The 13,183-nt window shown below is 47.9% G+C and carries 9 protein-coding genes; 4 read left to right on the top strand and 5 right to left on the bottom strand.

The annotated features are described in order from the left end of the window. Positions 1-5: 5 nt before the first annotated feature. The 5 genes from BQ8005_RS02415 to BQ8005_RS02435 all read right to left on the bottom strand — a co-directional run bounded on the left by BQ8005_RS02415 (position 6) and on the right by BQ8005_RS02435 (position 7,846). The gene (locus tag BQ8005_RS02415; protein ID WP_075318855.1) at positions 6-2,312 is read right to left on the bottom strand and encodes a patatin-like phospholipase family protein; all 2,307 of its coding nucleotides are present in this window, start codon (positions 2,310-2,312) and stop codon (positions 6-8) included. Between the two features lie 20 nt (positions 2,313-2,332). Then, a complete protein-coding gene (locus tag BQ8005_RS02420) occupies positions 2,333-2,617 on the bottom strand; it encodes a hypothetical protein (RefSeq protein ID WP_021846454.1) in 285 nt (94 codons plus the stop codon). A 156-nt stretch (positions 2,618-2,773) separates the two neighbouring features. After that, on the bottom strand, positions 2,774-4,822 hold the full coding sequence (gene htpG / locus BQ8005_RS02425; RefSeq protein ID WP_075316919.1) for a molecular chaperone HtpG: 2,049 nt from the start codon (positions 4,820-4,822) through the stop codon (positions 2,774-2,776). A gap of 114 nt (positions 4,823-4,936) precedes the next feature. After that, a complete protein-coding gene (locus BQ8005_RS02430; protein WP_075316920.1) occupies positions 4,937-7,468 on the bottom strand; it encodes an ATP-dependent Clp protease ATP-binding subunit in 2,532 nt (843 codons plus the stop codon). Positions 7,469-7,615: 147 nt separating this feature from the next. Then, positions 7,616-7,846, bottom strand: coding sequence for a hypothetical protein (locus tag BQ8005_RS02435; protein WP_159436190.1), 231 nt, complete (start codon positions 7,844-7,846; stop codon positions 7,616-7,618). A 382-nt stretch (positions 7,847-8,228) separates the two neighbouring features. Between BQ8005_RS02435 and BQ8005_RS02440 the strand changes: the two genes are divergently transcribed. The 4 genes from BQ8005_RS02440 (at position 8,229) to gyrA (ending at position 13,178) form a co-directional block, all read left to right on the top strand. Next, entirely contained in the window at positions 8,229-9,299 is a 1,071-nt protein-coding gene (locus BQ8005_RS02440) for an IS5 family transposase (RefSeq protein ID WP_075316922.1), read from the top strand. A 264-nt stretch (positions 9,300-9,563) separates the two neighbouring features. Next, complete coding sequence (locus tag BQ8005_RS02445; protein WP_075316923.1) at positions 9,564-10,139, top strand: hypothetical protein; 576 nt, start codon at positions 9,564-9,566, stop codon at positions 10,137-10,139. A gap of 7 nt (positions 10,140-10,146) precedes the next feature. Further along, positions 10,147-10,443: a hypothetical protein gene (locus BQ8005_RS02450; protein ID WP_075316924.1), complete on the top strand. Its 297-nt coding sequence runs from the start codon at positions 10,147-10,149 to the stop codon at positions 10,441-10,443. Positions 10,444-10,646: 203 nt separating this feature from the next. Next, positions 10,647-13,178, top strand: a complete 2,532-nt coding sequence (gyrA, locus tag BQ8005_RS02455) for a DNA gyrase subunit A (protein WP_075316925.1) — start codon at positions 10,647-10,649, stop codon at positions 13,176-13,178. The last annotated feature ends 5 nt before the right edge of the window (positions 13,179-13,183 follow it).

The raw sequence follows: 13,183 nt of genomic DNA on the forward strand, positions 1-13,183 counted from the left end.
AAAAATCATTCGATAAATCGATAGTTAAACAATTGCCAACCCAAAGTCAATCCAACATTCCACTCGCCTTTAGGTGAACTATAGTGATTTACATACGCAGAGACAGCCCCGAACGACAATTTGCAGACTAAAGAAATTTCTCCCATATATTGGAATTCAGAAAAGGCTTTTCCATAATAAGCGTGATTATTTTCGTTCCTTTTTATCGGGAAAATAGGTGCAAACCCATAGAACTCGGTGCGAAGATGGAACATGTCATTGAATACGAAAATAGGCTTTATACCAGCAGCTATAAACTGATTGGCCCGAAAAGCCTCGTTATACATAATCTGACTGTGAGGAGTCGGTGCAAATTCTCCGGCCTGCATCATGGTGGCAGTGTAGTTTTCTGAGAAATTTCTCGATGAATACAATAATTCCGTCATCCAGCCTAACGTAAACAGAGGACTCAGCCGATGATAGGCGTCCTTCATATACGAGATTTGCAACCAGGCCTGATGCTTTTTTTCGACAGCCTTCGAGCTTCCGTCTTCAGAAGGTGTACCGGGGTTGAACCATTCGTGCCCGGTAAACACCTGGGCTATAAGACTTTCATGATACCCTCGTGTGGCATACTGACGGGAATCGGTCGTGCTGCCATAAAAGCCAATACTTCCCCCCAACAGTTTGTGGGTACTTTTGTCTGCACGGTCTTTGGTGAAGTCAATAGTGGTAGATTGATAATAATTGTCTGTCAATACGCCGTATCCAAATCCGAACTCCGCACGTTTGTTGGCCAAAAAGGGTAACGCGCACATGAGTTTCACAAACCGTTCATCCTTCGAATTGAAAGAAGGGCGGTCGTTTTTGGAGAAAAGCTTGTCTTTCTTGTAATAATCAAATGTGCTGATAGATCCCAACAAACGAAGAGAGATCGGAATACGGGTAGGCAAATCCAGCCTTCCCATCAGTTGAACGTTATTGTAAATTTTCCCAAGCTGCCCATCAAGCATGATTTCTTTGGAATAATAGTTTAAGTTTTGATATCCAATGCCCAGATAAATCTGATTGGAACTGGTGGTAGACACGCTTCCACCTATGCGGACAAAGAAATCTTTCTCCATCTTGACTTGAAGATGGAGTTCGTATAAATCGGACTCAGGATCATAAACTGCGTGAGGGATAATCTCCGAAATCATATTGTCTGCCAACAGTCGAAAATATCCCCTTTTTAAATCTTCATAAGTGAAGATCTGATGGTTGTCGCTATGAAATTCCTTTCTGATATACGACTGCTGGTGTTCGTTGGCTCCTTCAATATAGATATCACGAAAACGCAGTTGAGGCAAAGTGTTACGATAGGTCATGCGCCTCAGTCGGACGTTTTCAGCACTTTCGCGACGGGATATCCGCATTTTGATGGAGTCCATCAGACTGATGGTCCTGTTGTATCCAATATCGTGAAGTTCCTGCAGACGGTCAAAATCCAGCAGATTGACGTCGTTATATTTGAAAGTCATTACAATACCCAACGAATCGGGAATGGAATAATCCGTTTTCTGCATAATCATGTTCTCAAGCTGGCTCATGAGATTGCCTTCCTGAGGTTTTCCCGGATTGGCGGCAACTACGCTGCCGATAATGACATCGGGATGGAAATCCTTCATCATTACATCCGTAGGGAAGTTATTATAAATGCCACCATCATAAGCCAATACGCTGTCTATCTCAATGGGTTTAAATACGAAAGGAAAACTCATTGAGGCTCGCACTGCATCTCCTAAATCACCTTGACGCATGACCAAAGGGCGCTTGTTGTATACATCGGAAGCTACACAGCGGAAAGGAACAAACATTTTATCGAAATTCCCCCGACAAGCAGCCGTAGCCTGTGCAAACAGCTCCACAAATACAAGATTCATCTGAATAGGGCTCACAATGTTGGTCGGAAGGATTTGGGGACGAATATGAATGGAATCGCCAAAAGAAAAACGGATATTGGCAAACTCTGGTGTCGGTCTGCTCTGCTTGAAATAATATCCGTATTGCGACTCAACCTGCCCGGAATACCATCTTTTGAAATCTGGTGAACGAAGCAGGGCTTCCATATCGTCGGGTGAATAGCCCATGGCATAGAGCGATCCAATGATGGCACCCATAGATGTCCCTGCAATATAATCAATGGGGATATTGTTCTCTTCCAATGCACGGATAATACCAATGTGGGTCATACCCTTGGCACCGCCACCGCTCAATACAAGTCCTACCTTCTGCGCGTTCAAAGCGGAAAGCAGACAACAGCAACACAAGAGGAAGGTATATAGTTTTTTCATATTCTGTAAATAATCATGCTTCAATTCAACAGAAAGAGTATTACGCAGATTGTCAAAAGAGTACAGATCCCCATCACCAGATAGGCAAAAGTGACTTCTTGTTTCAAGTCCTGTTCTTGTTTGTCGGCAATCTGTTCCTGAGCCTGTTTCATATCATCGGCTGTGATTCCTTCCGACAAATGCAATTTCTTTCCGCAATACATTCGGTCGAGACGATCTTTACGACGTTCTCTTCCCAATTTCCGCAATTCACGGTTTTCCTTATCCCGTTGAATCATGTCATTGATACAGCCTAACGTTCCCATAATACCGAATGATTTTTTTCAAATATACGAATTTGTTTTGAACTGTATTCAATTTAGCGAAGAAAAAAAGATTTTTTCGATGAAAAGGGCAAAAAAAGAGGATGTACCATGAAGATACATCCTCTTTTGGAGAGTATAGAAAGTGTTGAAGGGGCTTTATTTAATCAGCTCGATGCTTCGTTTTACGAAGTTATTGAGTGCTTCGCCTTTCAGCATACCGTTTTGCAACAGAGCCAGATCGATGAGCTGGCGGACAACCGGATTCTGGGCGGCATAACCGGCCAGGACGGCTTCCTTCTTCGTCTTCAGTTCGTTCCATTTCTTGTCCAGTTCGCTGAGCTCGTCCTTCTCGGCTGTGGGGATTTCCTCGTCCTTTTTGCCTTCGTGGCTCTTCTTCAGCGCATTGCGACGGTTGTTGGTATCGTCCATAGAGAGCTGAATGGGCACGATGTCGGCTGCGCAGGCCTGTTCTTCACCAGCCAAGACCTCCTTAACCAACGGATGGTCGGCATTGAGTACGAGATTGAACATATCGGGCATGTCGCCATAGAAGCTCATACCGGCCTGAATATTGGCCATTTCCTTCATACGGCGCATGTATTCGCTCTGCGTGATCATGACCGGAGCGGCGCCTTCGCCCATGGCCTGTGCCACGACGTAGAATTCCGTCTTGTCCATCTTGGGCAGCTGGCTCTTGAACATGGCCGAAAGAGCTTCCTGTTTGGCTGCTTCGAGCACCTCGTTCTTCTTGTCTTCCTTCACGATGAGGTTGTCGATGATATCGCTGTCCACACGGGTGAAGCGAACTTTGTCGAACTTCTGCTCGAGCATGCTTACAACGGCAATATCCAGCTGGCCGTCCATCAGCAACACATTGTAGCCCTTATTCTTAGCAGCCTCGATGTAGCTGTACTGCTCGTCCTTGTTGTTGGCATACAGATAGATCAGGGTATTGTCCTTATCGGTCTGGTTGTCCTTGATGAGCGTCTTGTACTCGTCGAAGGTATATTGCTTGCCGTCGGTGTCGGTGAAGAGGGCAAAATCCTTAGCACGGTCGTAGAAATCTTCTTGCGTCAGCATACCGTAGTTGATGAAGATTTTCAGGTCGTTCCACTTCTCTTCGAACTGTTTGCGGTCGTTCTTGAAGATGGACTGCAGACGGTCGGACACCTTCTTGGTGATGTACGTCGAAATCTTCTTGACGTTGGAATCGCTTTGCAGGTACGAACGCGATACGTTCAACGGGATGTCGGGTGAATCAAGCACGCCGTGGAGCAACGTCAGGAAGTCGGGCACGATGCCTTCTACAGAATCCGTAACGTATACCTGGTTGCAGTAAAGCTGTATCTTGTTCTTGTTCAGCTCGATGTTGCTCTTCACTTTGGGGAAGTAGAGCACGCCAGTGAGGTGGAACGGATAGTCCACGTTCAGGTGAATCCAGAACAAAGGCTCGTCGGACATGGGATAGAGGTCACGATAGAAGGCTTTGTAGTCTTCGTCCTTCAGTTCGCTGGGCTTGCGTGTCCAAAGCGGAGTCGTTTCGTTGATGACGTTGTCTTCAGCGGTTTCTACCTGTTTGCCGTCTTTCCATTCCTTCTTCTTGCCGAAAGCTACGGGCACGGGCAGGAAGCTGCAGTACTTCTTCAGCAGCGTAGAGATGCGGGCTTCTTCGAGGAACTCCTTGCAATCATCGTCGATGTAGAGGACAATATCGGTACCGCGGTCGGCCTTGTCGCAATCCTCGATAGTAAACTCCGGACTGCCGTCGCAAGTCCATTTCACGGCCTGTGCGCCTTCCTTGCACGACTTGGTGATGATTTCCACCTTCTTGGCCACCATGAAGGCCGAGTAGAAGCCCAGACCGAAGTGGCCGATGATGGCGTTCGCGTCGTTCTTGTACTTCTCGAGGAAGTCGTTGGCGCCAGAGAAAGCTATCTGATTGATGTATTTGTCGATTTCTTCGGCGGTCAGACCAATACCGCGGTCGGACACGGTAATGGTGTCCTTGCCCAGGCTGACACGGACCGTCAGGTCGCCCAACTCGCCTTTGTACTCACCAATGGAGGCAAGAGTCTTCAGTTTCTGCGTAGCATCAACGGCGTTGGACACCAGTTCGCGCAGGAATATTTCGTGGTCACTGTACAAAAACTTTTTAATGACGGGGAAGATGTTTTCGGTCGTTACCCCAATGTTACCTTTTTGCATAATTCAAACAGTATATTATAGGTTTTACTTATTTTTTCTCTGACGGTAGGGATACAAAAAAAATGCCAGTCCGTCGGGGACTGACATTTTGTCTGTATGATGGCCGTTTTACGGTCAAAGTTTCTGCATCGTCAGCTCGTCCTTTCCGTCTTCGTGGGTCACGCTGACGGTATCGCCCGGCTGTACGCCGCCCGAAACGATGAGTTCGGACAGGCCGTCTTCCAGGTAGTTCTGGATGGCACGCTTCAGCGGACGGGCACCAAACTGTACGTCGTAGCCCTTCGTAGCAAGGAATTTCTTGGCCGCATCGTCCACCTGAAGATGGTAGCCAATGCCTTCAAGACGCTCATACAGCCCCTTCAACTCGATGTCGACGATGCGCGTAATGGCGTCGAGCGACAACTGGTCGAAGGTAATGATTTCGTCCAAACGGTTCAGGAACTCGGGCGAGAAAGTCTTGTTCAACGCTTTCTGGATGACGCCACGTGAGTACTCTTTGTCGTCCGTACGGTTCTGAGCGGCAAAGCCTACACCACGGCCAAACTCCTTGAGTTGGCGTGTACCGATGTTGGAGGTCATGATGATGACCGTATTCTTGAAGTCGATGGTGCGCCCCACGTTGTCGGTCAAACGACCTTCGTCGAGTACCTGCAAGAGGATGTTGAAGACGTCGGGATGAGCCTTTTCGATCTCGTCCAGCAGGACAATGGAGTAGGGTTTGCGGCGCACCTTCTCAGTGAGCTGTCCGCCTTCCTCGTAGCCCACGTAGCCGGGAGCGGCACCTATCATGCGCGACACGGTATATTTCTCCATATATTCGCTCATATCGATACGTATCAGTGCATCGTCCGAACCGAACATATAGCGCGCTAACTGCTTGGCCAGATGCGTTTTACCCACACCTGTCGGCCCCAGGAACATGAACGTGCCGATAGGACGGTTGGGGTCTTTCAGCCCCACACGGCTGCGTACAATAGCCTTCACCAACTTCTCGATGGCTACGTCCTGAGCAATGACCTTTTGCTGGAGTTCTTCCTTCATGCCGGCCAGCTTCAGTCCTTCGGCCTGTGCCATACGCTGTACGGGCACACCCGACATCATGGACACCACAGAGGCTATTTCTTCCTCGTCCACCGTCTGACGCTGCTCCTTGAGCTGCGCCTCCCAGTCGGCTTTCATCTGCTCCAGTTGCGTCGTGAGCTCTTTCTCGCGGTCGCGGTAGCCGGCAGCCAATTCAAAATTCTGCGCCTTCACAGCTTCGGTCTTTTGCAGGCGGGCGTTCTCTATCAGGCGTTCCTGCTCTTCGATTTCCTTGGGGGCGCTGATGTTGGTCAGGTGCACACGCGAGCCGGCTTCGTCGAGGGCATCGATGGCCTTGTCAGGGAAATTGCGGTCGTTGATATAACGGGCTGACAACTTGACACACGCCTCGAGGGCAGCATCGGTGTAGCGCACGTTGTGGTGGTCTTCGTATTTTTCCTTGATGTTCTTCAATATCTGCAACGTCTCTTCAGCAGTAGTGGGCTCCACAATAACCTTTTGGAAACGACGCTCCAGCGCACCGTCTTTTTCGATGCTCTTGCGATACTCGTCCAGTGTAGTGGCGCCGATGCACTGTATCTCACCACGCGCCAGGGCGGGCTTCAGCATGTTGGCGGCATCCATGGTGCCTGCGGCGGCTCCTGCACCGACGATGGTATGTATCTCGTCGATGAAAAGGATGACATTGGGGTTCTTCTGCAACTCGTTGATAATGGAGCGGATGCGCTCTTCGAACTGGCCGCGGTACTTGGTGCCTGCCACGACGGACGACATGTCGAGCATGATGACGCGCTTGTCGAAGAGTATGCGCGACACCTTGCGCTGCGTGATGCGCAGGGCCAATCCTTCGACGATGGCCGACTTGCCCACGCCAGGTTCGCCTATCAGCACAGGATTGTTTTTCTTGCGACGGCTCAGAATTTGTGCCAGACGCTCAATCTCGCGTTCACGGCCTACAACAGGATCCAGCTTGCCCTCGGCAGCGGCACGAGTGATGTCGGTACCGAAGTTATCGAGTACGGGCGTGTCGTTGGCAGGGCGGCGCGTAGCCGTCTGTGCCGAGGCAGACGAACTGCCCATATTGCCACGCCCGCTTTCCTGCCCGGAGCGCGAAGGGCCGACTTCCTCTTCTTCGTCATCGTCTTCGGTAAAGCCCATGCCTGCATTCGGATTGGCCGATTTCATCGTAAGAACGTCGTACACATCCTGATAGGTAATACCATTGTCTACCAGCACTGTAGATGCCACACTGTTGCCATCTTTCAGGATAGCCAGCAGCAAATGCTCCGTGTCGGCCAGTTCGCTCTTCAGCAAGCGGGCTTCGAGCATGCATATTTTAAGGATTCGGGTAGCAGTAAGCGAGAGGGGTACTTCTGCCTCAGGCAAGAAATCACCTTCCGACTCTATGCTCTCCTCCAGGTTTCTTTTGATTCGATTTACGTCCGCATCAAGTTTCATGAGCACTTCCATAGCTTTTCCACCGCCATCGCGCAAAATGCCAAGCAGCAGATGTTCAGGGGCTATAAGGCTGCAACCCAGCCGATTGGCCTCTTCCTTGCTATAGGTCAGTACGTCCGAAACTCTTTGTGAAAATTGACTGTTCATTGATTTACTCCTTTTGTTTGGGTTATAATCCGGGGCAAAGATACGCATTTTTAGCGGCTTTGCCACGATGTTTCAAGTAATAATCAGCAAATCCTGTGCCAAAAAGAGCAAAGCTGTCTTTTCTTCATTTGCCTACATAACAAAGTGTCACTCATTTTTGCAAAATATATACTTTTCGAAACAGAAAAAGGCAGCATGCTGACTCGTCCGTTTTTCTATCGACACGAAATAGAAAGAAAAAAGCCTGTAAAATGCTGCTTGGCAAGCAAAAAGGGGCATGTCGCGAGGCATTATATTGCTTTTTCTGAAGGAAAACATCGCTTTTTCACGATGAAAACATTGCTTTTCATGCGAAAAAACACCGTATTTTTCATCCATAAACATCTACTTTAGCCCGCTAAAGTCTTACTTTGGCTTCGAAAAGTAGGGGATAGAGGGGTAGAAAGCCTTGTTTTTACCCTATTATTTCTCTCGTTGTAATGTAAAGATTTCGCTATCAAGCTGAGAGCGAGACAATAAGCTGCTTTACGCTTTAAAATTTGCCATCAACCTTTACCTCGGGGCGAAAGAAGCGATTCTCAGCACATTAAGAAAGCAAAATGTCAGATTGTCAAAGTGAAAAGGCAAGTAGTTCAAAAAGGTTAAGTCAAAGTAAAACATTTAAGGGATGTTCTATAAATTAATGATTTGAGAATCAGTCTACAAGTTGCCTGTTTGCATAAAAAGTTGTACATTTACCGCATATTAATCAGTTTGATTCATGAAGAAAAACAATATATACCGCCAGCCCATGCAGGAGAGCCTTTTCGAGGAAGAGCTATCCCTTGAGGCTCTTTCCGCAATGGGCAACCCACTGGAACAGGTGTCAGCCCTTGTTGATTTCGAGTTGTTCCGTCCGAGCTTGGAGAAAGCCCTCCTTTGCGAGCAACGCAAATCCCCGGCCGGTCGCAAGCCGATAGATGTGGTCCTCATGTTTAAGGTCATATTCCTTCAACGTTATTATGGTTTGGGCGACCACCAGATAGAATACCAAATTATCGACCGCACCAGCTTCCGCAAGTTCCTAGGCATTCGCACGGTGCATGAGGTTCCGGACGAGAAGACAGTTTGGGCATGCAAGGACAAGCTGGCCAAGGCGGGTGTCTTTGACAGCTTGTTCGATGATTTCCGCAGGATGTTGGATGCCAAGGGCCTCAGTTTCAATGAGGGCAAGATTATAGATGCCACATTCGTGGAGGCACCCAGGCAACGCAACACCCGCGTGGAAAATGCCGCCATCAAAGAGGGCAATGGCGATTCGCTCTGGAATGACAACCTTCATAAGAAAAGCCACAAGGACATAGACGCCCGCTGGACGAAGAAGCGCAACGAAGACCACTACGGTTACAAGGGCCATGCCAAGGTCGACAGGAAGACAAAACTTGTCGAAAGCCATCACACGACCGACGCCAGCGTGCATGATTCGAACGTCATCAAACCACTCATCACGGAGAAGGATAAAGGGCAGCGCCTGTATCTTGATGCCGGCTACGCAGGCAAGGAAGAGGAGGTCAAGGCCTGTGGAATGCGCCCTGTCATCTGCGAGAAGGGACGCCGCAACCACCCCTTGACAAGGAAGCAGAAGAAACGCTACCGAAAAAAGTCAAGGAGGAGATGTCTTGTGGAACATGTCTTCGGCTTTATCGAGGGAGCCATGCACGGTTCATTCGTGAGATCCATCGGTATCGTGAAGGCGGCTGCAAACTTCGCGCTCACTTGCTTGGTATACAACATCTTCAGATACATTCAAATCAACAAATACCAGTCACTACTCCTTTCTTGCAAGGGATGATTGTGCCTTGCCGACAAAAAAGCATGTCAAATGAGCGGATAAACCATCTATGCAATAACCGGAACCTCCAATGAGGGGCTCACTCCACAAAATTGAACTTTGAAGGAGAAGCATCCAAGCAAAATATCGAATTTATAGAACTTACCTTAAATAAGTTAAATAAGCAAGCCGGAAACAGAAAAACAATTGAGGAAGATTGTTTATTCATAAAAAAGTACTATATTTACAATGACACACTTTTAAAACTAATTCAATAAAAGGCTTATGAAAAGAATTACTTTACTCGGAATCATTTCATTATTGTTTATCTTTGCATGTTATGAAGATAATCATCCAACTAACAACACTGAAAATGAAAATGTTCAAATAGAAAAGTTTATGAAAGAAATAGAGGAAATGCGCCTCTATATAGGAACACTTTCTATATCAGAATTGCAAGTCTTGCACCAAGAATGTCTTAACTATTTAAATGCGAGCGAATCGAAAAAAGAAGAGATGTATGCTGACATACAACAAATTTTACATTTAAATTCTAATTTGTCAATAGAAATAAAAACGGAGAGTGTACGAAATAAAGCTTATCAGGAATTGAATAAATTCTTATTCCCCAATATTGAAGAAATAACAACAAAGGGAAGTGAAGATTGTGCATCTGTAAGAGATAGAAAATTGAACTCGCTTGCTAACAAATACGCAATTGAATTTACCGGAGCATGCTTGGCTGGTCCACTTACAGGAGGTATTGGAACAGCTATTTCCATAGCAGTAATTACAGCTGTTACAGAAATTGAAAGAAGAGAAATTTGGGCTGAATATGATGATTGTGTAAAAAACTCATAAATAAATTATGGAACGAAAAGCATCTATTATTCATTACAACTGGAAAATTCTTTTAATCTATTTGACGTTTTTTTTGGTTGTAGTTGTGCGTCTGTGTACAATGGACGCTTCGGAAAGTATCATACCTGGCATAGAAAAATTATCTACAGAGGCATTGTGGATTATTGTAGCCATACTGCTGTTGGCTTTTTCAGCATATATTGGCCGAAGAGTCTATAAGGTTTGGTTGGAAGGGCGGAAGTTGGAGGCAGTGATTATCTTGGTTGTGAACTTCGCCTTGATGGCGGTGATATTACTCTGGTGAGCACACCTCTAATTATATAAGGCCTGCCGAGGTTCTGCCTTAGGCGGGCTTTCTTGTGCTATTCCTTAGACCGTGCCTAGCCATCCCCGGACACATCGCTCCTTGAAACTTTCTTTCCGAAATGTTTTCGTATGTCGTAAAAAAGCAGTACTTTAGCGTGGTTTTTCACGAACCATGCAATGTATAATTAATAATCTTTTTAAATGCTTGAACAAGACAGAATTATAAAGATTAACATCGAGGAGGAAATGAAGTCATCGTACATTGACTACTCCATGTCGGTCATTGTTTCGCGTGCCCTTCCGGATGTTAGAGATGGTTTTAAGCCTGTTCACCGAAGAATTCTTTTCGGCATGATGGGGCTGGGAAATACGTCGGACAAACCTTATAAGAAATCGGCCAGAGTAGTAGGTGAAGTGTTGGGTAAGTACCACCCGCACGGCGACTCGTCCGTCTACGGCGCATTGGTACGTATGGCACAACCGTGGGCCATGCGCTACATGCTGGTAGACGGCCAAGGTAACTACGGCTCGGTAGACGGCGACAATGCAGCGGCCATGCGTTACACGGAATGCCGCCTGCAGAAGATTGGTGAAGACATGATGCAGGACCTCGACAAGGAAACCGTCGACATGCAGAACAACTTCGACGACTCCCTCCAGGAGCCCACCGTGATGCCTACACGCATCCCGAACCTGCTGGTAAACGGTGCTTCAGGTATCGCCGTCGGTATGGCCACCAATATGCCTACACATAACCTCTCGGAGGTGATCGATGCTTGTGTAGCCTACATTGACAACAACGATATCGAAATTGAGGAGCTGATGAACTACGTCAAGGCTCCTGACTTCCCCACAGGAGGTTACATCTATGGTATGAGCGGTGTACGCGAAGCCTATCTGACGGGCCGTGGTCGCGTAGTGATGCGTGCCAAGGCCGAGATTGAAACTGGGCAGACGCATGACAAGATTGTCGTTACCGAAATACCTTATGGCGTAAACAAGGCTGAGCTCATCAAGAGTATCGCCGACCTGGCCAACGAGAAGAAAATCGAAGGCATCACAAACGCCAACGACGAATCCGACCGCGAAGGTATGCGCATCGTCATCGACGTGAAGCGCGATGCCAACGCCAGCGTAGTGCTGAACAAGCTCTACAAGATGACTATGCTCCAGACGTCGTTTGGCGTGAACAACGTGGCACTGGTACACGGACGTCCGCGCCTGCTGAACCTGAAAGAGCTCATCAAATACTTCGTAGAGCATCGTCACGACGTTGTTATCCGCCGCACGCAGTTCGACCTGCGCAAGGCTAAGGAGCGTGCTCACATTCTGGAAGGTTTGATCATCGCTTCGGACAATATCGACGAAGTAATCCGCATCATCCGTGCCGCCAAGACGCCCGCTGATGCCATCACGGGCCTGATGGAGCGTTTCCAACTGACTGAGATACAGAGCCGTGCCATCGTCGAGATGCGTCTGCGCCAACTCACCGGCCTGATGCAAGACCAACTGCACGCCGAATACGAGGAAATCAAGAAACAGATTGCCTACTTGGAGGAAATCCTGGTGAACGACGAGCTTTGCCGCAAGGTCATCAAGGACGAACTCATCGAGGTGAAAGAAAAATACGGCGACGAGCGCCGCTCCGAAATTGTGTATTCTTCCGAGGAATTCAACCCCGAAGACTTCTACGCCGACGACGAGATGATTATCACCATTTCGCACATGGGCTACATCAAGCGTACGCCGCTGAGCGAATTCCGTGCACAGAACCGTGGTGGGGTAGGCTCCAAAGGTTCCGAAACCCGCGATGAGGACTTCGTAGAGCATATCTATCCGGCCACGATGCACAACACCATGATGTTCTTCACCCAAAAGGGCAAGTGCTACTGGCTGAAAGTGTACGAAATACCCGAAGGTTCGAAAAACTCGAAGGGACGAGCCATCCAGAATCTGTTGAACATCGACTCCGACGATGCTGTTAACGCCTACCTGCGCGTGAAGAACCTGAACGATCAGGAATTCATCAACAGCCACTACGTGCTGTTCTGTACCAAGAACGGTGTCATCAAGAAGACTTTGCTCGAACAGTATTCTCGTCCACGCCAAAACGGTGTGAACGCCATCACCATCCGCGAAGACGACCGCGTCATCGAAGTTCGCATGACCAATGGTGACAATGAAATCATCATCGCCAACCGCAACGGACGCGCCATCCGCTTCCACGAAAGTGCCGTACGTGTCATGGGCCGTACCGCAACAGGTGTACGCGGCATGACCCTCGACGAAGACGGACAGGACGAAGTTGTCGGCATGATCTGCATCAAAGACCCTGAGGCAGAAACCATTATGGTCGTTTCTGAGCAGGGATACGGCAAACGTTCGGACATCGAGGACTACCGCAAGACCAACCGTGGTGGCAAGGGTGTGAAAACCATCAGTATCACTGAGAAAACAGGTAAGCTTGTGGCAATCAAGTCTGTGACGGATGAGAACGACCTGATGATCATCAACAAGTCAGGTATCACCATTCGTCTGAAAGTAGCCGACGTACGTATCATGGGCCGTGCTACGCAGGGAGTACGTCTTATCAATCTGGAGAAACGAAATGATGAAATTGGCTCCGTTTGTAAGGTAACTTCAGAAACAGAGGAAGATGAACCACAGGACGATAACCTGCCAGAGAATGAAAACAACGTTGAAAACGCTGAAAATGAAACTAATAATGAATAAGAATA

Source organism: Bacteroides togonis, from assembly GCF_900130135.1.
In the GTDB taxonomy this organism is placed as follows: Bacteria; Bacteroidota; Bacteroidia; order Bacteroidales; family Bacteroidaceae; genus Bacteroides; species Bacteroides pullorum.

Excerpts from the sequence above, each read along its gene's own strand:
- BQ8005_RS02440 (WP_075316922.1), top strand. The coding sequence starts at position 8,229 with ATGAAGAAAAACAATATATACCGCCAGCCCATGCAGGAGAGCCTTTTC.
- BQ8005_RS02430 (WP_075316920.1), bottom strand. The coding sequence starts at position 7,468 with ATGAACAGTCAATTTTCACAAAGAGTTTCGGACGTACTGACCTATAGC.
- gyrA (WP_075316925.1), top strand. The coding sequence starts at position 10,647 with ATGCTTGAACAAGACAGAATTATAAAGATTAACATCGAGGAGGAAATG.
- htpG (WP_075316919.1), bottom strand. The coding sequence starts at position 4,822 with ATGCAAAAAGGTAACATTGGGGTAACGACCGAAAACATCTTCCCCGTC.
- BQ8005_RS02435 (WP_159436190.1), bottom strand. The coding sequence starts at position 7,846 with ATGGATGAAAAATACGGTGTTTTTTCGCATGAAAAGCAATGTTTTCAT.
- BQ8005_RS02420 (WP_021846454.1), bottom strand. The coding sequence starts at position 2,617 with ATGGGAACGTTAGGCTGTATCAATGACATGATTCAACGGGATAAGGAA.
- BQ8005_RS02450 (WP_075316924.1), top strand. The coding sequence starts at position 10,147 with ATGGAACGAAAAGCATCTATTATTCATTACAACTGGAAAATTCTTTTA.
- BQ8005_RS02415 (WP_075318855.1), bottom strand. The coding sequence starts at position 2,312 with ATGAAAAAACTATATACCTTCCTCTTGTGTTGCTGTTGTCTGCTTTCC.
- BQ8005_RS02445 (WP_075316923.1), top strand. The coding sequence starts at position 9,564 with ATGAAAAGAATTACTTTACTCGGAATCATTTCATTATTGTTTATCTTT.